Annotated in this window: 18 protein-coding genes; 12 read left to right on the top strand and 6 right to left on the bottom strand. The window is 74.4% G+C overall.

The window, feature by feature from the left end; translation table 11 throughout:
* Nucleotides 1–14: 14 nt before the first annotated feature.
* The 4 genes from ACZ514_RS28010 (at nt 15) to ACZ514_RS27995 (ending at nt 6,542) form a co-directional block, all read left to right on the top strand.
* On the top strand, nt 15–2,309 hold the full coding sequence (locus tag ACZ514_RS28010) for a molybdopterin oxidoreductase family protein (protein WP_469125970.1): 2,295 nt from the start codon (nt 15–17) through the stop codon (nt 2,307–2,309).
* 73 nt (nt 2,310–2,382) lie between these two features.
* Nucleotides 2,383–3,858: a CitMHS family transporter gene (locus ACZ514_RS28005; RefSeq protein ID WP_469125969.1), complete on the top strand. Its 1,476-nt coding sequence runs from the start codon at nt 2,383–2,385 to the stop codon at nt 3,856–3,858.
* Nucleotides 3,859–3,956: 98 nt separating this feature from the next.
* Nucleotides 3,957–5,369 carry an aldehyde dehydrogenase family protein gene (locus tag ACZ514_RS28000; protein WP_469125968.1) on the top strand — a complete coding sequence of 471 codons (1,413 nt, stop codon included), beginning with the start codon at nt 3,957–3,959 and terminating at the stop codon, nt 5,367–5,369.
* 93 nt (nt 5,370–5,462) lie between these two features.
* Nucleotides 5,463–6,542: a Zn-dependent alcohol dehydrogenase gene (locus ACZ514_RS27995; RefSeq protein WP_468173209.1), complete on the top strand. Its 1,080-nt coding sequence runs from the start codon at nt 5,463–5,465 to the stop codon at nt 6,540–6,542.
* Nucleotides 6,543–6,653: 111 nt separating this feature from the next.
* On the opposite strand, the gene ACZ514_RS27990 is transcribed toward ACZ514_RS27995, so the two are convergent.
* A complete protein-coding gene (locus tag ACZ514_RS27990; RefSeq protein ID WP_468173207.1) occupies nt 6,654–7,304 on the bottom strand; it encodes a TetR/AcrR family transcriptional regulator in 651 nt (216 codons plus the stop codon).
* An 85-nt stretch (nt 7,305–7,389) separates the two neighbouring features.
* On the opposite strand from ACZ514_RS27990, the gene ACZ514_RS27985 reads away from it, so the two are divergent.
* From ACZ514_RS27985 to ACZ514_RS27975, 3 genes are all read left to right on the top strand, one after another.
* Complete coding sequence (locus ACZ514_RS27985) at nt 7,390–8,544, top strand: acyl-CoA dehydrogenase family protein (protein WP_469125967.1); 1,155 nt, start codon at nt 7,390–7,392, stop codon at nt 8,542–8,544.
* A gap of 92 nt (nt 8,545–8,636) precedes the next feature.
* On the top strand, nt 8,637–8,924 hold the full coding sequence (locus ACZ514_RS27980; RefSeq protein WP_468173203.1) for a YiaA/YiaB family inner membrane protein: 288 nt from the start codon (nt 8,637–8,639) through the stop codon (nt 8,922–8,924).
* Nucleotides 8,925–9,096: 172 nt separating this feature from the next.
* Nucleotides 9,097–9,750, top strand: a complete 654-nt coding sequence (locus tag ACZ514_RS27975; RefSeq protein ID WP_469125966.1) for a TetR/AcrR family transcriptional regulator — start codon at nt 9,097–9,099, stop codon at nt 9,748–9,750.
* Here ACZ514_RS27975 and ACZ514_RS27970 read toward each other — a convergent pair.
* Nucleotides 9,741–10,202 (bottom strand): MaoC family dehydratase, encoded by a 462-nt coding sequence (locus ACZ514_RS27970; protein WP_468173199.1) that lies wholly within the window; start codon nt 10,200–10,202, stop codon nt 9,741–9,743. The two genes, ACZ514_RS27975 and ACZ514_RS27970, sit on opposite strands and share 10 nt — an antisense overlap.
* A gap of 106 nt (nt 10,203–10,308) precedes the next feature.
* Here ACZ514_RS27970 and soxR point away from each other — a divergent pair, with 106 nt between their 5' ends.
* Nucleotides 10,309–10,758: a redox-sensitive transcriptional activator SoxR gene (gene soxR, locus ACZ514_RS27965; RefSeq protein WP_388943488.1), complete on the top strand. Its 450-nt coding sequence runs from the start codon at nt 10,309–10,311 to the stop codon at nt 10,756–10,758.
* On the opposite strand, the gene ACZ514_RS27960 is transcribed toward soxR, so the two are convergent.
* The 4 genes from ACZ514_RS27960 to ACZ514_RS27945 form a co-directional block, all read right to left on the bottom strand.
* On the bottom strand, nt 10,733–11,497 hold the full coding sequence (locus tag ACZ514_RS27960; RefSeq protein ID WP_468700120.1) for a 3-keto-5-aminohexanoate cleavage protein: 765 nt from the start codon (nt 11,495–11,497) through the stop codon (nt 10,733–10,735). The two genes, soxR and ACZ514_RS27960, sit on opposite strands and share 26 nt — an antisense overlap.
* Nucleotides 11,494–12,090: a hypothetical protein gene (locus tag ACZ514_RS27955; RefSeq protein WP_468173194.1), complete on the bottom strand. Its 597-nt coding sequence runs from the start codon at nt 12,088–12,090 to the stop codon at nt 11,494–11,496. The genes ACZ514_RS27960 and ACZ514_RS27955 overlap by 4 nt, the downstream gene beginning before the upstream one ends.
* 150 nt (nt 12,091–12,240) lie before the next feature.
* Nucleotides 12,241–13,566 (bottom strand): serine-threonine protein kinase, encoded by a 1,326-nt coding sequence (locus ACZ514_RS27950; RefSeq protein WP_469125965.1) that lies wholly within the window; start codon nt 13,564–13,566, stop codon nt 12,241–12,243.
* Nucleotides 13,567–13,673: 107 nt separating this feature from the next.
* Entirely contained in the window at nt 13,674–14,921 is a 1,248-nt protein-coding gene (locus tag ACZ514_RS27945) for an exo-beta-N-acetylmuramidase NamZ family protein (RefSeq protein ID WP_469125964.1), read from the bottom strand.
* Nucleotides 14,922–15,016: 95 nt separating this feature from the next.
* Between ACZ514_RS27945 and ACZ514_RS27940 the strand changes: the two genes are divergently transcribed.
* The 4 genes from ACZ514_RS27940 to ACZ514_RS27925 all read left to right on the top strand — a co-directional run bounded on the left by ACZ514_RS27940 (nt 15,017) and on the right by ACZ514_RS27925 (nt 19,152).
* On the top strand, nt 15,017–15,787 hold the full coding sequence (locus ACZ514_RS27940) for an SDR family oxidoreductase (RefSeq protein ID WP_469125994.1): 771 nt from the start codon (nt 15,017–15,019) through the stop codon (nt 15,785–15,787).
* Complete coding sequence (locus tag ACZ514_RS27935) at nt 15,784–17,529, top strand: class I adenylate-forming enzyme family protein (protein ID WP_469125963.1); 1,746 nt, start codon at nt 15,784–15,786, stop codon at nt 17,527–17,529. The genes ACZ514_RS27940 and ACZ514_RS27935 overlap by 4 nt, the downstream gene beginning before the upstream one ends.
* Nucleotides 17,530–17,590: 61 nt before the next feature.
* The gene (locus ACZ514_RS27930) at nt 17,591–18,202 is read left to right on the top strand and encodes a TetR/AcrR family transcriptional regulator (RefSeq protein WP_468173187.1); all 612 of its coding nucleotides are present in this window, start codon (nt 17,591–17,593) and stop codon (nt 18,200–18,202) included.
* Nucleotides 18,203–18,393: 191 nt separating this feature from the next.
* The gene (locus ACZ514_RS27925; protein ID WP_469125962.1) at nt 18,394–19,152 is read left to right on the top strand and encodes an SMI1/KNR4 family protein; all 759 of its coding nucleotides are present in this window, start codon (nt 18,394–18,396) and stop codon (nt 19,150–19,152) included.
* Nucleotides 19,153–19,360: the final 208 nt, after the last annotated feature.

Below are 19,360 nucleotides of genomic sequence, written 5' to 3'. Positions count from 1 at the left end.
CCCGAGGAGGGCCCATGCCCCGCACCGCCCCGCGCATCTGCCCCCTCTGCGAAGCCACCTGCGGCCTCACCCTCACCATCGAGGGCACCACCGTCACCGGAGCCCGCGGTGACCGCGACGACGTGTTCAGCCGCGGCTTCGTCTGCCCCAAGGGCGCCGCCTTCGGAGCCCTCGACGCCGACCCCGACCGGCTGCGCACCCCCCTCGTCCGCCGCGACGGGCAGCTGCGGGAGGCCACCTGGGAAGAGGCCTACGAGGCCATCGCCGCGGCCGTCCCCGCCCTCGTCCGCGAGCACGGCGCCCAGGCCGTCGGCATCGTCCTCGGCAACCCCAACGTCCACACCATGGCCGGCGCCCTCTACCCGCCGCTCCTCGTCAAGGCTCTCGGCACCCGCAACCTCTTCACCGCCAGCACCCTCGACCAGATGCCCAAGCACGTCTCCAGCGGGCTGCTGTTCGGCGACCCCTTCGCCATCCCCGTGCCCGACCTCGACCGCACCGACTTCCTCCTGCTGATCGGCGCCAACCCGGTCGAGTCCAACGGCTCCCTGTGCACCGCCCCCGACTTCCCCGGCAGGCTCAAGGCCCTGCGGGCCCGCGGCGGCACGCTGGTCGTCGTCGACCCGCGCCGGACGCGCACCGCCCGGCTCGCCGACCGCCACCTCGCACCCCGCCCGGGAAGCGACGCGCTGCTCCTCGCCGCACTCGCCCACACCCTGCTCACCGAGAAGCTCGCGGATCCCGGAACGCTGACGGAACACACCGAAGGGCTCCGGGAACTCGCCGACGCCCTCACGAGTTTCACTCCTGAGGCGGTCGCCCCCGCCTGCGATCTGCCCGCCGACACGATCCGCGCCCTCGCCCGGGAGCTGGCGGCCGCGCCGATCGCCGCCGTCTACGGGCGGATCGGCAGCTGCACCGTCGAGTACGGGACGCTCGCCAGCTGGCTGGTGGACGTACTGAACATCCTCACCGGCAACCTCGACCGCCCGGGCGGGGCCCTCTTCCCGCTCCCGGCGGCCGGTCCCCGGCCCCGTCCCGCCGGGCCCGGCAGGGGGTTCGCCCTCGGCCGCTGGCGCAGCCGGGTCAGCGGGCACCCCGAGGCCAAGAGCGAACTGCCCACCGCCGCCCTGGCCGAGGAGATCGACACGCCGGGGGAGGGCCGCATCCGCGCCGTGATCGCCATCGCGGCCAATCCGGTGCTGTCCGCCCCCGACGGGCGGCGGCTCGACGCGGCCCTCGCCGGCCTCGACTTCATGGTCAGCGTCGACCCGTACCTCAACGAGACCTCGCGCCACGCCGACGTCGTCCTGCCCCCGCCGCCGCCCTCGCAGAGCGCGCACCACGACTTCGCCTTCAACGGGTTCGCCGTCCGCAACCAGGTCCGCTACACCCGGCCCGCCGTCCCCCTCGAAGCGGACCGGCTCGACGAGTGCGAGATCCACGCCCGCCTCGTGCTGGCCGTCTCGGGCATGCACGGCTCCGCCGAGCCGTCCGCCGTCGACGACATGGCGATCCGGGGCGCCCTCGCCAAGGAGACGGCCGACCGGCGGTCGCCCCTGTTCGGCGAGGACCCGGAGCGCCTGTCCGCTCTCCTCACCGGCGAAACCGGGCCGGAGCGCAGGCTCGACCTGATGCTCCGGCTGGGCCCGTACGGCGACCTGTTCGGCGCCGCCGGCCGCCCCGCCGCCCCCAACGACGCCGGCAGCGGTACGCGGGCCCGTGCGGGCGAGCCCGAGGAGACGGCCGGGCTCACCCTGGAGCGGCTGCTGGCCCACCCGCACGGCATCGACCTGGGACCGCTGCGCCCCCGGCTCCCGGGCCTGCTCCGGACCCGCAGCGGCAGGATCGAGCTGTTGCCGGAGCCGATCGCGGCCGAGCTCCCCAGGCTGCGCGGGGCGCTCGCCGCCCGCCCCGCCGCCCTGGTGCTCGTGGGCCGCCGCCACCTGCGGTCCAACAACAGCTGGTTGCACAACGTCCCGGTCCTCGTCGGAGGTTCCAACCGCTGCACCCTCCACGTCCATCCCCTGGACGCGGACCGGCTCGGCCTGGCCGACGGCGGCCGGGCCCGGATCACCGCGGACGGAGGCGGCCTGGAGGTGCCGGTGGAGGTGACCGACGCCGTCCGCCCGGGTGTGGTCAGCCTCCCGCACGGCTGGGGCCACGACCGGCCGGGCACCCGGCTCACGGTGGCCGGGGCCGACCCGGGGGTCAACGTGAACCAGCTGCTCGACGGCTCCCGCCTCGACCCGCTGTCGGGCACCGCGGTGCTCAACGGCTTCCCCGTCACCCTGACACCCCTGCTCTGAGCTGGGGTTTTGCTCGTATTGCTCACGCGTGGACGTCTTGTTGGGGCAGGGAGGCGGCACCTACCTTCCCTGCATGCTGACCTTCCTCGGCTTCGCCATGATCGCGACCTTCCTGGTCCTGATCATGCTGAAGAAAATGTCGCCCATCGCGGCGCTCGTCCTCATCCCCGCGCTCTTCTGCGTGTTCGCCGGAAAGGGCGCGCACCTGGGGGACTACGTCATCGACGGCGTCGGCAAGCTCGCCCCCACCGCCGCCATGCTGATGTTCGCCATCGTCTACTTCGGCGTGATGATCGACGTCGGCCTCTTCGACCCGATCGTCCGGGGCATCCTGCGCTTCTGCAAGGCCGACCCCGTGCGGGTGGTGGTCGGTACGGCCGTCCTCGCCGCGATCGTCTCCCTCGACGGCGACGGATCGACCACCTTCATGATCACGGTTTCGGCCATGTACCCGCTCTACAAGCGGCTCGGCCTGAGCCTGGTCGTCATGACCGGCGTCGCCGCGACCGCCAACGGCGTGATGAACACCCTGCCCTGGGGCGGCCCCACCGCCCGCGCGGCCACCGCGCTCAAGCTCGACGCCGCGGACGTCTTCGTCCCGATGATCCCGGCGCTCGCCGTGGGCCTGCTGTTCGTCTTCGTCCTGTCCTACGTCCTCGGCGTCAGGGAACGCCGCCGGATCGGCACCCTGGTGATGCCGGGCGCCGAGACGGTGGAGGAGGACCTGGTGACGGCCGGCACCGGCGCCGGGGAGTCCGCCGCGGGCACCCGTACCGCCGGCTCCGCCCCGGACTCCGGCGCGGGCCCCCGTACCGCCGGCGTGAGCCCCGGGGCCTCCGGTGCGGGCCCCCGTACCTCCGGTGCGGCGGCCCCCGGCGCGGGCGCCGCCCTGCCCGGAGGCGACGGCTTCCAGGGCCTGGACCCGCGCCGCCCGACCCTGCGCCCCCGCCTCTACTGGTTCAACGCGGGTCTCACCGTCGCCCTGCTCACCGCGATGATCATGGAGTTGCTGCCCATCCCGGTCCTCTTCCTGCTCGGCGCGGCCCTCGCCCTCACGGTGAACTTCCCCCACATGCCGGACCAGAAGGCCCGGATCGCCGCCCACGCGGACAACGTCCTCAACGTCGCCGGCATGGTCTTCGCCGCCGCCGTCTTCACCGGCGTCCTCACCGGAACCGGCATGGTCAAGCACATGGCCGACTGGCTCGTCGGCGCCATCCCCGAGGGCATGGGCCCGCACATGGCCCTGGTCACCGGTCTGCTGAGCCTGCCCCTCACCTACTTCATGTCGAACGACGGCTTCTACTTCGGCGTCCTGCCGGTGCTGGCCGAGGCGGGCGCCGCCCACGGCGTCTCCCCGCTCGAGATCGCCCGGGCCTCCCTGGTCGGCCAGGCCCTGCACATGTCCAGTCCGCTGGTTCCGGCCGTCTACGTCCTCGTCGGCATGGCCAGGGTCGAGTTCGGCGACCACACCCGGTTCACGGTGAAATGGGCGGCCCTCACCTCCCTCGTGGTCCTGGGCGCGGGGATGCTTTTCGGCATCATCTGACCTCCGGCCCCCCGGCGGACCGAAAACTACCGGCGCTAGTTTGTAGGGTGTGCTGGCGAAGTCGGTCCACGCGTTCGGACGTGCTCGGGAGGAATGCCATGAAGGCCCATGACGGGATGTACATCGGCGGGGAATGGCGCCCCGCCGCCGGAACCGGCCGGATCGAGGTCATCAACCCGGCCGACGAGCAGGTCATCGCCGCCGTCCCGGCCGGTACCGCCGAAGACGTGGACGCGGCCGTGCGCGCGGCCCGCGCGGCCTTCCCCGGCTGGGCGGCCACGGCTCCGGCGGAGCGGGCCGCCCTGATAGGCGCCCTGCGCGACGTGCTCGCCGCCCGCAAGGGCGAGTTCGCCGAGACCATCACGGCCGAACTCGGCTCCCCCCTGGGCTTCGCGGAGGCCGTCCACGTCGGCGCGCCGATCGCGGTGGCCTCCTCGTACGCCGAACTCGGCGCCTCCCACCCCTTCGAGGAGCGCGTGGGCAACTCCACCGTCTTCCTCGAGCCGGTCGGCGTGGTCGGGGCCATCACGCCCTGGAACTATCCCCTGCACCAGGTCGTTGCGAAGGTGGCACCCGCTCTCGCCGCCGGCTGCACCCTCGTCCTCAAGCCGGCCGAGGACACCCCGCTGACCGCACAGCTCTTCGCCGAAGCCGTGCACGAGGCGGGCGTCCCGGCCGGAGTGTTCAACCTGGTCACCGGCACCGGCCCGGTCGCCGGCCAGGCGCTGGCCGAGCACGAGGGAGTCGACCTCGTCTCCTTCACCGGCTCGACCGCCGTCGGCAGGAAGATCGGCGCCATCGCCGGCGCGGCCGTCAAACGGGTCGCCCTCGAGCTCGGCGGCAAGTCGGCGAACGTCATCCTGCCCGGGGCCGATCTGGCCAAGGCGGTCACGGCGGGTGTCGGGCACGTCATGAACAACTCCGGCCAGAGCTGCAACGCCCTCACCCGCATGCTCGTCCACCGGGACCAGTACGAGGAGGCCGTCGCCCTCGCGGGCGCCGCCGTCGCCGCGTACCCCTCGGGCGACCCCCGCGACCGGGCCACCCGCCTCGGGCCGGTCGTCAACGCCACGCAGCGCGACCGCGTCCGCTCCTACATCGCCAAGGGCGTCGCGGAAGGCGCGCGCCTCGTCGCGGGCGGACTCGACGCGCCCCACGAGCGCGGGTACTTCATCGCGCCGACCGTCTTCGCGGACGTCACCCCCGAAATGACCATCGCCCAGGAGGAGATCTTCGGCCCGGTGCTGGCGATCCTCCCCTACGAGGACCAGGACGACGCCCTGCGCATCGCCAACGGCACGGTCTACGGCCTGGGCGGCGCGGTGTGGGCGGCGGACGAGGAGACGGCCGTGGCGTTCGCCCGCCGGATGGACACCGGTCAGGTGGACATCAACGGCGGCCGCTTCAACGTGCTCGCGCCCTTCGGTGGCTACAAGCAGTCGGGCGTCGGCCGCGAGCTGGGCGCGCACGGCCTGGGGGAGTATCTCCAGACCAAGTCCCTCCAGTTCTGACCCCCGGCCCCCTGGCCCCGGCCCCCTGACCCACCCCAACAGCCCCAGAAGCCCCGACACCCCTAGCCGCCTCACCACACGGAGACGACGACCATGGTCCGCGCCGCCATCCTGCCCGCCGTCGGAGCCCCGCTGGAGATACGGGAGATCGTGCTGCCCGATCCCGGACCCGGGCAGGTCCGGGTCCGGCTCGCCGCGGCCGGGGTCTGCCACTCCGACCTCTCCCTCACCGACGGCACCATGCGGGTGCCCGTACCCGCCGTCCTCGGCCACGAGGGCGCGGGGACGGTCCTCGCCGTCGGCGACGGGGTCACCCACGTCTCCCCGGGCGACGGAGTGGTGCTCAACTGGGCACCCTCCTGCGGAGAGTGCCACCACTGCCGGATCGGCGAGGTCTGGCTCTGCGCCGAGGCCCTGGCCGGGGTCGGCGCGGTGTACGCCCATGACGCCGAGGGCACCGAGCTGCACCCCGGGCTCAACGTCGCCGCCTTCGCCGAGGAGACCGTCGTCGCGGCGAACTGCGTACTGCCCGCACCCGCCGGGATCCCGCTCGCCGAGGCCGCCCTGCTCGGCTGCGCCGTCCTGACCGGCTACGGCGCCGTGCACCACAGCGCCCAGGTCCGCCCGGGCGAGTCGGTGGCGGTGTTCGGCGTCGGCGGGGTCGGCCTCGCGGCCCTCCAGGCCGCCCGGATCGCCCAGGCCGGGCCGATCGTGGCCGTGGACGTCTCCCCGGCGAAGGAGGAACTGGCCCGCGCCGCCGGGGCCACCGACTTCGTCCTCGCCTCCGACACCACCGCCAAGCAGATCCGCGGCCTCACGGGCGGGCAGGGCGCGGACGTCGCGGTCGAATGCGTGGGCCGCGCCGGGACCATCCGCACCGCCTGGGAGTCCACCCGCCGGGGCGGCCGCACCACCGTCGTCGGCATCGGCGGCAAGGACCAGCAGGTGAGCTTCCACGCCCTGGAGATCTTCCACTTCGCGCGCACCCTCAGCGGCTGCGTGTACGGCAACAGCGATCCGGCCCGCGACCTCCCGGTCATCGCCGAGCACGTCCGGGCGGGCCGCCTCGACCTGGGCTCCATGGTCACCGACCGCATCACCCTCGACGGCATCCCGGCCGCCTTCGAGGCGATGACCCAGGGCAAGGGCGGCCGCTCGCTCGTGGTCTTCTAGCCGGCCGCCCGGGGACCGCGCCGACGCGCGGCCCCGGGCGGACCCGCGCGGTACCGGCCGCCAGGGCCCGGTGGCCGCGGCCCGGCCGCCGGGCCCCCGCCGCCGGGCCCCCTACGACTGCGGCGGCCCCGCCCGCAGTCCCTCGTACTGGACGGCCAGTCCGTCCAGCAGGGCCGTCAGGCCCGTCTCGAAGGCGCCCTCGTCCACCTCCCGCTGCCGTTCCGCCAGCAGGTGGGCCTGGCCCAGGTGCGGGTAGTCCGCCGGGTCGTACGCCGCCTCGTCGTCCACGAAACCCCGGGCGAAGGAGGCCATCGCCGAGCCCAGGATGAAGTACCGCATCAGCGCGCCGATGCGGGTCGCGTGGGCCGGGGGCCATCCCGCCGCCGTCATGGCGCCGAACACCGCGTCCGCCAGCCGCAGCCCCGCCGGGCGCCGGCCCGGCCCGCGCGCCAGCACCGGCACGATGTTCGGATGGTCCGCCAGGGCCTCCCGGTACGAGTGCGCCCAGTCGTACAGCGCGCCCCGCCAGTCCTTGCCGCCGTCGAACATCGACAGGTCGACCTTCGCGCTCACCGCGTCCGCGACCGCGTCCAGAATCGCGTCCTTGGTGCGGAAGTGGTTGTACAGGGAGGGGCCGCTCACCCCGAGGGCGGCCGCCAGCCGGCGCGTGGAGACCGCGTCCAGCCCCTCCGCGTCCACGAGCGCGCCGGCCGCCTCGACGATGCGGTCTCTGCTGAGGAGGGGCTTGCGCGGTCTGGCCATGCGCCACATAGTAGGCCCTGCCCCGACATAAACTACCGCTGCTAGTTTAAGAGCCGCGAGCGGCCGGCAGGCCCCGGAGGGACCCGTGAACCTGGAGCTCAGCGAGGAGCAGGAGGCCGTGCGCCGCCTCGCCCGCGCCTTCACCGACCGCGAGATCGTCCCGTACGCCGCCGAGTGGGACCGCGCGGAGAGCGTGGACCGCTCGATCGTGGGGAAACTCGGCGGCCTCGGCTTCCTCGGCCTCACCGTGCCCGAGGAGTACGGAGGGTCCGGCGGTGACCACCTCTCCTACGTACTGGTCACCGAGGAACTCGGCCGCGGGGACTCCGCCGTGCGCGGCATCGTCTCCGTCTCCCTCGGCCTCGTCGCCAAGACCCTCGCCGCCTGGGGCACCGAGGAGCAGAAGCGGGCCTGGCTGCCCCGGCTGTGCTCCGGCGACGCGCTCGGCTGCTTCGGCCTGACCGAGCCCGGCACCGGCTCCGACGCCGCCGCGCTCACCACCCGGGCCGTGCGCGAGGGCGACGCGTACGTCATCACCGGCAGCAAGATGTTCATCACCAACGGCACCTGGGCCGATCTCGTCCTCCTCTTCGCCCGCACCGACGCCGGCGCGCCCGGCCACCGGGGGATCTCCGCCTTCCTCGTCCCCGCCGACAGCCCCGGGCTGACCCGCCGCGAGGTCCACGGCAAGCTCGGCCTGCGCGGCCAGGCCACCGCCGAACTCACCCTCGACGGCGTCCGCGTGCCCGCCTCCGCGATGCTCGGCCCCGAGGGCAAGGGCTTTTCCGTGGCCATGTCGGCCCTGGCCAAGGGCAGGATGTCGGTGGCCGCCGGCTGCGTCGGCATCGCCCAGGCCGCGCTGGACGCGGCGGTCTCGTACGCGGGCCGGCGCGAGCAGTTCGGCAAGCCGATCGCCCAGCACCAGCTGGTCCAGGAGCTGATCGCCGACATCTCGGTCGACGTGGACGCGGCCCGGCTGCTGACCTGGCGGGTCGCCGACCTGATCGACCGCGGGCAGCCGTTCGCCACCGAGGCCTCCACCGCGAAGCTCTTCGCCTCCGAAGCCGCCGTGCGGGCCGCGGGCAACGCCCTCCAGGTGCACGGCGGCTACGGCTACGTCGACGAGTACCCGGCGGGGAAGCTGCTGCGCGACGCCCGCGTCATGACCCTCTACGAGGGCACCAGCCAGATCCAGAAGCTGCTCATCGGCCGCGCCCGCACCGGGGTCTCCGCCTTCTGACCCCCGGTCGCGGGGGCCCCGGAGGCTGTCTGAGTACCCGTCTGAGTAGCCGCACGGATGTGGGCCGGGTCACGGCGTCCGATGCTGGGCGCATGAACGAGACACCGGTCAAGCAGCAGCACACGGGTGCGTACTACGGCCAGGCCGTCGCCTCCTTCGGCATCGCCCTCGCGGCGGTGGCCGTCGGGATCTACACCATGGACGTCGACGGCTGGGTCCGGGCCTTCCTCGGCATCGCCGTCCTCTACCTGACCACCTCGGCCTTCACCCTCGCCAAGGTCGTCCGCGACCGCCAGGAGGCGACGCGGATCGTCAGCCGGGTCGACCAGGCCCGGATGGAGAAGATCATGGCGGAGTACGACCCGTTCTCGCCCAAATAGCCGGGAGCGGCCCCGAACCAGCCCCGGAGCCGCCCCGCAGCGGCCCCCGAACCCGCCCCGCGGCGGCCCCCGGACCGGCCCCGCGGTGCCCGGCGGCGGCCACTGCCCTAAGCGCTTGCTCACCCTCCGGTAAGCTGGCGTCTTCCCGGTGGACGACGAGGGTGGGCGAGCGATGGACAGCGCGGCGGAGACGACCGGCGGCTACCAGCCGTGGTCGGAGGTCACCCCGGACGCCGCGCGGCGGCTGCTCGTGGCCGCCGTCGAAGCCTTCGCGGAGCGCGGGTACCACGCGACGACCACCCGCGACATCGCCGGCCGCGCCGGCATGAGCCCCGCAGCCCTCTACATCCACTACAAGACCAAGGAAGAGCTGCTCCACCGGATCAGCCGGATAGGCCATGACAAGGCCCTGGAGATCCTGGAGACCGCCGCCTCCGGTCCCGGGTCGGCCGCCGACCGGCTGGACGCGGCCGTACGGTCCTTCGTGCGCTGGCACGCCGCCCACCACACCACCGCCCGCGTGGTCCAGTACGAGCTCGACGCGCTCGCCCCGGAGCACCGTTCCGAGATCGTCGCCCTGCGCCGGCTGAGCGACGCGGCCGTGCGCCGGATCCTGGCGGACGGCGTGCGGGCGGGGGAGTTCGACGTCCCCGACGTCCCGGGCACCACGCTCGCCGTGCTGTCGCTGTGCATCGACGTGGCCCGCTGGTTCAGCACCGCCGGAGCGCGCACGCCCGACGAGGTCGGCGCGCTGTACGCCGACCTCGTGCTCCGGATGGTGGGTGCCCGGCCGGCCGCCGGGGCCGCTCAGGCCGCTCAGAAGTAGTAGCGGGACACCGATTCCGCGACGCACACCGGCTTCTCGCCGCCCTCGCGCTCGACGGTCACGGTCGCCGCGACCTGTACGCCCTCGCCCGCCTCGGTGACCGCCGTGATGACGGCGGTGGCGCGCAGCCGCGAGCCGACCGGCACCGGGGCCGGGAAACGCACCTTGTCCGTGCCGTAGTTGATGCCCATCCGCATGCCCTCGACCCGCATGACCTGCGGCACCAGGCTCGGCAGCAGCGACAGCGTCAGATAGCCGTGAGCGATGGTGGAACCGAAGGGGCCGGTGGCGGCGCGCTCCGGGTCCACGTGGATCCACTGGTGGTCCCCGGTCGCGTCCGCGAAGAGGTCGATCCGCTTCTGGTCCACCTCCAGCCAGCCGCTCGGGCCGAGCGGTTCGCCGATGCCGGCGCGCAGCTCCTCGGCGGATGTGAAGATCCTCGGTCCGGCCATGCCCTGCCCCTGTCTTCCGCTTCCGCGCGCTCAGGCGAACAAGCGCTTGCTCAGCATGCTGGGGCCTGGTGCGTCTGTCAACGGACCTCCGGCTAGGCTCGGGCGCGTGCCGCAGATTCCCGAGAAAGTCCACGAACTGACCGTCGGCCAGCTGTCCGCGCGCAGCGGGGCGGCCGTCTCCGCCCTGCACTTCTACGAGACCAAGGGCCTGATCAGCAGCCGCCGCACGGCCGGCAACCAGCGCCGCTACAGCCGTGAGGCGCTGCGCCGGGTCGCCTTCGTACGCGCCGCCCAGCGCGTCGGCATACCGCTCGCCAGCATCCGCGAGGCCCTCGCCGAACTGCCGGAGGAGCGCACGCCCACGCCGGCGGACTGGGCGCGGCTGTCCGAGAACTGGCGCACGGAGCTGGACCAGCGGATCGAACAACTCAGCCGCCTGCGCGACCACTTGTCCGACTGCATCGGCTGCGGCTGCCTCTCGCTGAAGAACTGCGCCCTGTCCAACCCGGACGACGTCTTCGGCGGGCGCCTCACCGGCTCCCGGCTGTCCCAGTAGCGGCCCGGCCCCGGAACTCCAGGGCGGCCGCCACCAGTTCGGCGTTCGAGCGCGCCGGCCGCCCGTCCGGCAGGTGCAGCACCTGCGCCACGCCGATCCGCGCCCCCGCGCCGCACCGCGCGGCCAGCCGCAGCACGGGCCAGGCGGCGGCCTCCCGCCCGTACAGCACCACCGGCACCGGCGGCAGCCAGCGCAGCCCCGCCACCAGCGCCGGGTCGGCCTCCGCCAGCTCCGCCACCAGCCGGACCCGCCCCGGCTCCGGCGCGGCCCACTCCAGGAACCGGGCCAGCGGCTCCGGCCCGGCCCCGCCCCCGAGCGGAACCACCGCGTCCACCGCCACCCCCCGCTCCAGCAGGGCCCCCGCCAGCTCCCGCGCCCCGGGCTCCGCGAACGGCACCGCCGCCCGGTCCGGCAGCACCGTCCAGGACCGCACCCGCTCCAGCCGCCCCGCGGCGTCCGGCTCGGCCGCGACCGCCGCCGGAACCGTCAGGGGTACGCGGACCCCCGCGCCGCGCACCTCCTCCAGCAGGGGCCCGACCACCCGGGGCGAGAGGCTCTCCCGCCCGCACGGGGTCCTCGGGTGCACCAGCACCTCGCCGGCCCCGGCGGCTACCGCCTCCCGCGCGGACCGGGCCAGGTCCGCCGGGGACAGCGGCACCGCCGCCCCGTCGGACGCGTCCCGCGAGCCGTTCAACGCGGCCTGGAGCACCGCCGCACCGGCGCCGCGCGGCCCGCTCACGCCGCGTCCGCCACCTGGTGCACCACGGCCGGGCCCGCCAGCGCCGGCCGGGGCACCACGATGCCGCAGCCCCCGCACACCGGCCCGTCCCACGCCCACGCGCCGGCCCACGACCCCGGCCCCGCCGTCCCGGCGGGCCAGAACAACTCCTCCTCGCCGCAGACCGGGCACCCCGTCCCCGGCTCCGACTCCAGCGCCGAGACCAGCCGCCGCAGCACCTCGCCCAGCGTCCCCTCCGGCCGCACTCCGGGATCGGCGCAGCGCACCACGGCGTCCCCGCTGCCGCCCCAGGCCCACTCCGGCCGCCGCACCCCGTCGTGCTTCTCGCGTCTGCGCCGCTCCGCGAACTGCCGCTCGTACTCCAGCCAGACCGCCCGCGCCTCCTCCAGCTCCTCCAGCGCCGCGACGAGCCGCAGGGGATCCGCGCCGCGGTCCTCCGGGGCTATCCCGTGCCGGTCGCACAGGTGCCACCACGTCGCCCGGTGCCCGTAGGGCGCGAACCGCTCCAGACAGCGCCGCAGCGAGTGGCGCCGCAGGGCCCGGTCGTTGCGCGCGTCGCGCACCTGATAGGCCAGACTCCGAAAACCTGCCAACGTACCTTCACCTCCGCCGTGCCATGCCCATACCCGTGACCGCGCCACTCCGTCGAACGAAGCGACCCCCCGCGACGTGCCCAACATGCCCGGCGACATGTGGGCGCATGCGGGGGCGGTCGAGGCGTACGGGTGGCACATGGCCGGAAATCATCGCCCCATGCGTCCCGCGGCGACCACGATCCGGGCCAGTTCCGCATGGCAGATGTCGCTGTGCGCCCCCGACGGAGCCCCGCCCCGCCGGACCACGGCGCCCGCGTCCACACTGACGCAACCGGCCTCCGGCAGCCCGTCGCGCAGGGCGGCCTCCAGGCTCAGCCGCCGCGCGCCCGGCACCGCCCGCACCCCGTCGTGCCCGACCGCGCCCCACCGCTCGTCGAGACCGAGCAGACCGGCCGAATCGCCCGCCATCCGCGAGGCCAGCGGATAGAACACCCGCAGCGCCGAGTCGTGGACGGAGTGGCAGGCCACCACGGGCCCGTCCACCCTGCGCTGGAGTCCGCCCAGGGCGCCGCCGCGATCCCGGTCGTGGGGCAGGCGCTCGCTGAACGCGTAGTGGGAAAAAGCCCCCTGGAGCAGCGTCAGCGACTTCACGTGCCGGGCGCCGTCCGGTACGGCCCGCAGGGAGAAGGACACCACCCGGGCGCCGAAGCTGTGGCCGATCAGATGGACGCGCAGGGCCGGCCGGCGTCCCGCGAGGTCGGTGAGGACCGGTCCGAGCCCGTGTTCGCCGACCACCCCGGCCCGCTTCTTCATCTCGTAGTACGTGGCCTGGCGCAGCAACTCCTTGGCCCCGCGCCACAGGGAAGGCGGCCCGCCGCCGACGGCGGATCCGGGTACGGATTCCGCCTCGGCCAGCGCCTCGGCCAGCCTCCCGCACACCTCCACGGTGTCCCGTACGAAAACGGCGGGAACCCCCGGCGCGGCGGCCGGAACCCCCGGCGCGGCGGCCGGCCGCGCGGGGTCGGCCGCCGGGACCGCCAGGTCGGCGTGCACCAGCTGCCGTACCAGCGAACCGAACTCGGCGAACGCCGCCGGTGACTGCGGCCGCTCCGCGAGCAGCGCGGCGACCCGGTCCAGCTCCGCCTCCCGTCCCGGCCAGAACGCCGCGAGGGCCGCGCGCGCGGCAGCGTCCAGGGCCGTACCGGACTCGGGCCCCGGCGGGGCGCCGTGCGGTTCGAAGTCCGGTATCGGCTCGTCGGGGAAGCGGATCGAGGGCCACACCACCCCCACGTACCCCAGCCGCACCCCCGTTCCCACCAGCCCCGGGAAGGGGGCGAAGAAGCGGTCGAAGAGCCTGGTCGAGGTGGACCGGTCACTGTTCCAGCCGTGGGCGAAGACCAGCAGGTCCGTCGCCTCGATCCGGGCCACCGCCGCCCTCGCGGCCGGATCCACGTCGCCCTGGGCGTCGAAGGTCAGCTCCCGGTACGGGTCCACCCCGATCGCCGTTCCGGCCGCACCACCGCTGTCCACCATGGCCTCCCCCTCACGCGCGCAGCCTCCGGTGCTCGCAGCATCCCGCCGCGGGGCCGAGTCGGCCAGACCCGTGACGTCACCGGTGCGCCCGGACGCGCCCCGCCGCGTCAGGGGTAGAGCAGGTACCGCTCCCGCACCGCCGAGAACCGCGCCAGCCCGGCCTCCCAGGCGCCCGCGACCTCCTCCACCCCGGCGCCCGCGTCCACCATCGTCCGCACCCGGTCCGAGCCGGTCAGCCGGTCGATCCAGTGGTCCGCCCGCCAGCCGAACCCGCTCCACACCCGCCGCGCCGTCACCAGCAGCCCGATCCCCGCCCGCACCGGGTCGAAGGCCTCCCGGTCGTGCACCACCAGCCGGACCCCGCCGCAGGGCCGTCCGGCGTGCTTCGAGAACGCGGGCGTGAACCAGGTCTCCCGGAACCACACCCCGGGCAGCCCCAGGCCGTTCGCGGCCTCCGCCCACCGCCGGTCCACGCCCTCCGCGCCGACCACCTCGAAGGGCGTGGTCGTACCCCGGCCCTCGGACAGGTTGGTCCCCTCGAAGAGGCACGTCCCCGCGTACACGAGCGCCGTGTCCGGCGTCGGCATGTTCGGGCTCGGCGGCACCCACGGCAGCCCCGTCTCCCCGAAGAACGACTCCCGCCGCCACCCCGACATCGGCACCGTCCGCAGCCGCACCCGTCCGACGCCCGGGAACGCGCCGTCGAACAGCAGGGCCAGCTCCGCCACCGTCATCCCGTGCGCCAGCGCGATCGGCTCCCGGCCCACGAAACTCGCGTACGCCCGCTCGAGCACCGGCCCGGCCGCCCGCCGGCCGCCCACCGGATTGGGCCGGTCCAGCACCACCACCGCCTTCCCCGCCAGCGCGGCCGCGCGCATGCAGTCGTACAGGGTCCAGATGTAGGTGTAGAAGCGCGCCCCGACGTCCTGGATGTCGAACACGACCGTGTCGATCCCCGCCGCCGTGAACACGTCCGCGAGCCCCTGCCCGCTCTTGCCGTACGTGTCATACACCGGCAGCCCGGTGGCCGGGTCCCGGGTGGCCGCCTCGGACCCGCCCGCCTGCGCCGTCCCCCGGAAGCCGTGCTCCGGCCCGAACACCGCGACCAGGTCCACCCGCTCGTCGGCGTGCAGTACGTCGACCAGGTGGCGGGCGTCGGCGGTGATCCCGGTGGGGTTGGTGACCACCCCGATCCGCTGCCCGGCGAGTTCCGCGTACCCGTCGGCGGCGAGCCGCTCGAAACCGGTCCGGACCCGCCCGGCGGCGGCTCCCGAGGCCGCGCCCGCGGGGGCGAGCGCCCCCGCCGCCCCCACGGCCCCCGCCAGTCCCAGTACCCCGCGTCGCGACAGAGTCATCCCGCCACGCTAGGCCCCGCACCCCTTCCGCCCTCACATACCGACTGGTTAGTCTGCCGGGATCCGGCCGGTCCGGCAGGCAGCGACGAAAGGTGATCCCCGTGAGCGCGTACCAGGACCAGCGAGTCGTCGTCACCGGCGCCGGCGGCGGCATCGGCGCGGCACTCGCCCACCGCTTCGCCGCCGAAGGGGCCATCGTGGCCGTCAACGACCTCGACCCCGCCAAGGCCGCCGCCGTGGCGGACGCCATCGGCCCCCGGGCGGTCGCCGTCCCCGGCGACGCCTCCACGGTCGCCGACCGGGCCCGGGATGCCCTCGGCGGCACGGTGGACGTGTACTGCGCCAACGCCGGACTCGCCTCCGGCGGCGACGCCTTCGCCGACGAGGCCGTCTGGGAGGCGGCCTGGGACACCAACGTGATGGCGCACGTGCGCGCCGCCCGGACCCTGCTGCCCGACTGGCTGGAGCGGGGCGGCGGCCGCTTCGTGTCCACCGTCTCCGCCGCCGGACTGCTGACCATGATCGGAGCGGCCCCGTACAGTGTCACCAAACACGGTGCCCTCGCCTTCGCGGAATGGCTCTCGCTGACCTACCGCCACCGCGGCGTCCAGGTCCACGCCATCTGCCCGCAGGGGGTGCGCACCGACATGCTGACCGCCTCCGGTTCGGCGGGGGAGCTCGTCCTGGCACCGACCGCCATCGAGCCGGAGACGGTCGCCGACGCACTGTTCGACGGCATGGAGAAGGGCCGGTTCTTGATCCTCCCGCACCCCGAGGTGGCGGACTTCTACGCCGCCCGCGCGACCGGCCCCGACCGGTGGCTGCACTCCATGAACCGCCTCCAGCAGAAGTGGGAGGGCGCGTGACGCCCCCCGTCGCCGGGTCCCCCTACGCCGCCCGGCCCTGGCTGCGCCGGCTCAGTCCCGCCCAGCTGGCCCCCGTGGCACCGCCGCCGAGCGTCCTGCACGCGTTCCGCGCCGCCGCGGCCCGCGCCCCCGGGCGCACGGCCCTCGCGTACTTCGACGGCCGGATCTCCTACGCCGAGGCCGACGCGCTGTCCGACTCCCTCGCCGGACACCTGGCCGGGCGGGGGATCGGGCGGGGCGACCGGGTGGCGGTCATGCTGCAGAACACCCCGCACTTCGTGCTCGCGGTGCTCGCCGCGTGGAAGGCCGGGGCGGTGGTCGTCCCGCTCAACCCGATGTACAAGGCCGCGGAGGCCGGGCACGTCCTGCGGGACTCCGGTGCCGCGGCTCTGGTGTGCGGGGGCGGCACGTGGCGGGCGCACCTGCGCGCGGCGGTGCCGGGCAGCCGGGTACGGGTCGTCCTGACCGCGCGGGACACGGACTTCCAGACCCGCGACGACCCCCGGGTCTTCCCGCCGTCCGACGCGGCCGCCGCCCCCGACGCGGCCGCCGCCCCCGACGCGTTCGCCGCCCCCGACGCGTTCGCCGCCCCCGGAGCCCCCGCCGGTGACCCCGACGCTCCCGCCGATCTGCTCGCCGTCGCCCGGCAGGGCCTCCCCGCGCCGCCCGATCCCGGCCTCGGCACCGCCGACGCCGCCCTCATCAGCTACACCTCCGGCACCTCCGGCACCCCCAAGGGCGCCGTGAACCCGCACGGCGCGGTGACCTACAACGCCACCCGGCAGGTCACCGGCCACCCCCTCGCCGAGGGCGCCGGCTACTTCGCCCTCGCCCCGCTCTTCCACATCACCGGCATGGTCTGCGAACTCGCCGCCTGCTTCGTCAACGCCGGCACCCTCGTCCTCGCGCACCGCTTCCACCCCGGGGCCGTCCTCGACGCCTTCCTCGAACACCGCCCCGCCTACACCATCGGCCCGGCCACCGCCTTCACGGCCCTCGCCGCCCACCCCGACGCCACCCGGGACCACTTCGCCTCCTTCCAGGTGATCTCCTCCGGCGGCGCCCCGCTCCCGCCCGCCCTCGTCGAGCGCCTCCGCGCCTCCTTCGGGTTCTATCTGCGCAACGGCTACGGCCTCACCGAGTGCACCGCCCCCTGCGCCTCGGTCCCCGCGCACCTCGAAGCGCCCGTCGACCCCGCCACCGGCACCCTCTCCGTCGGGGTCCCCGGCGCGCAGACCCTCGTACGGATCCTCGACGAGCGGGGCCGCGAGGTGCCCCTCGGCCGGACGGGGGAGATCGCCGTACGCGGGCCGCAGGTCGTGCCCGGTTACTGGGGACTGCCCGAAGCCACCGCCGAAACCTTCCCGGACGGCGAACTGCGGACCGGGGACGTCGGGTTCATGGACCAGGACGGCTGGCTCTACGTGGTCGACCGGAAGAAGGACGTGATCATCGCCTCCGGGTTCAAGGTCTGGCCGCGGGAGGTGGAGGACGTCCTCCACACCCACCCCGCCGTACGGGAGGCGGCCGTGGTAGGCGTCCCCGACGCCTACCGGGGGGAGAGCGTCAAGGCGTACGTGACCCTGCGCCCGGGGGCCTCGGCCGGGCCGGCGGAACTCGCCGCGTACTGCGCCGAGCGCCTGGCCGCGTACAAGTACCCGCGCGAGGTCGAGATCCTGCCTGTTCTTCCGCAGACCACCAGTGGCAAGATCCTGCGACGAGAACTGCGCGAGCGCGGCTGAAAATCGTCGGACGGTCGTACGGCGCGGAACAGGTCAGGATCAGGAGAGGAAGGCGAGCACCATGGCCGCCAGGACCACCGAGGGCCCCGAGGACGGACACCGGGAGACCCCGGTGCCGCAGCGGCTGCTGGCCGTCGCCACCAGGCTCTTCGCCGAACGCGGCTACGACCGCACCTCCGTCCAGGAGATCGTCGAGGCGGCCGGGGTGACCAAGGGCGCGCTGTACCACTACTTCGGCTCCAAGGACGACCTGCTGCACGAGGTGTACGCGCGCATGCTGCGCCTCCAGCAGCAGCGGCTCGACGCCGTGGCCGGATCCGACGCCCCCGTCGCCGAGCGGCTGCGGGCCGCCGCCGCCGACGTCGTGGTCACCACGATCGAGAACCTCGACGACGCGATGATCTTCTTCCGGTCGATGCACCAGCTCAGCCCGGAGAAGTACAAGCAGGTACGGGCGGAGCGCCGGCGCTACCACGAACGCTTCCGCGCGCTGGTCGAGGAGGGGCAGCGCACCGGGGTGTTCTCCACGGCCACGCCGGCCGACCTGGTGGTGGACTACTACTTCGGCTCCGTCCACCACCTGTCCACCTGGTACCGCACGGACGGCCCGCTGACCCCCCACCAGGTAGCCGACCACCTCGCCGACCTCCTGCTGCGCTCCCTGCGCCCTTAGGGTCCCGTTGCGCACGCTGACGGTCCCTGGGAACGCCGCCGGGCCGCTGCCGGCGCGGCCTGGACGGCGTCATCGTCCTCCCCGGGCGACTGCCACCGGTCTGCCGGCACGTCCGCCCGCCCCCGCCCGCGGCGTCATCCGCCTCCGGCGGCTCCGGCAGGCGGTCAGAGTCCAGTCATAAGCTCAGGCGCATGACCCACCCCCCGCACGACACCCCCGTGACGCGTTGCCGCGAGCCCCTCCCCGAGCCCAGCGCTGGGGAGGGGGACGACACCCTGCTGATCGAGAGGCTGCGGGCGCGCGCGTGGGACCCGGGCCGGCGCTTCGACGCCGCAGACGTCCCTGCCGCCTGGATCACCGAGCGCTACGGCAGGGAGCGGTTGGACCAGGAGCGGGACGACATCGTGTCGTACGGCAGCGACGGAACGGTCCAGCTCAAGGCGGAAGCCGAGGAGGTGGCCGCCTACTACGCCGACGCGTCCCGTGGACCGCTGTTCCCGCCGATCACCCTGGCCGAGGTGGAGCAGGCGGAGCGACGCATCGGACGCCCTCTCCCCGAACTGCTGCGGCGCGTCTACACCGAAGTCGCCGACGGCGGCTTCGGCCCCGACAGCGGGCTCGCCTCCCTGACCGAGGGCAACCGTCCACCCGGGCACCTCCACGACTGGCCGTGCGCGGTCAGCGTCCACGAACGGAACCGGACACAGGGTGTGCCGGCGTCGTGGCTCCACCTCGCGTACGGCGGCTGCACGATGGAGTGGCACCTCTCGTTGACCGCGATCGACAACCCGGTGCTCCTCTACGACGCTGACGGCTGGGAGCCCGCGCGGGGCGAAGACCCGCATGAGGGCCTGCGGCATTCGTCATCACTGCGACGTTGGCTCTGGATCTGGGCCGAAGGCGGCGACGTATGGAACGAGGTCCTCGACCACCCCGCCGGCTACGCGTGACGTCTCGCCGTACGCCCGTCCCGACGGACGCCGATGAGACCCGGGCGGTCGTGCGCCGGGGCAACCGCTCCGGTCAGGGCGACCACGGTAGGCGGCCGCACGCGCGGCCAGGCGGCTAGGTGTATTGATCACGAGCGTTGTTGACACTCGGCTGGTCTTGAACATGGCGAAGACCTCCGGTGTGGTGGGAGCTGTCTAGGAACTCACC

This window comes from Streptomyces sp. NPDC034086, assembly GCF_055575515.1.
The sequence above is the reverse complement of the archived record's forward strand: the minus strand, read 5'-3'. Positions and strand labels throughout refer to the sequence as shown.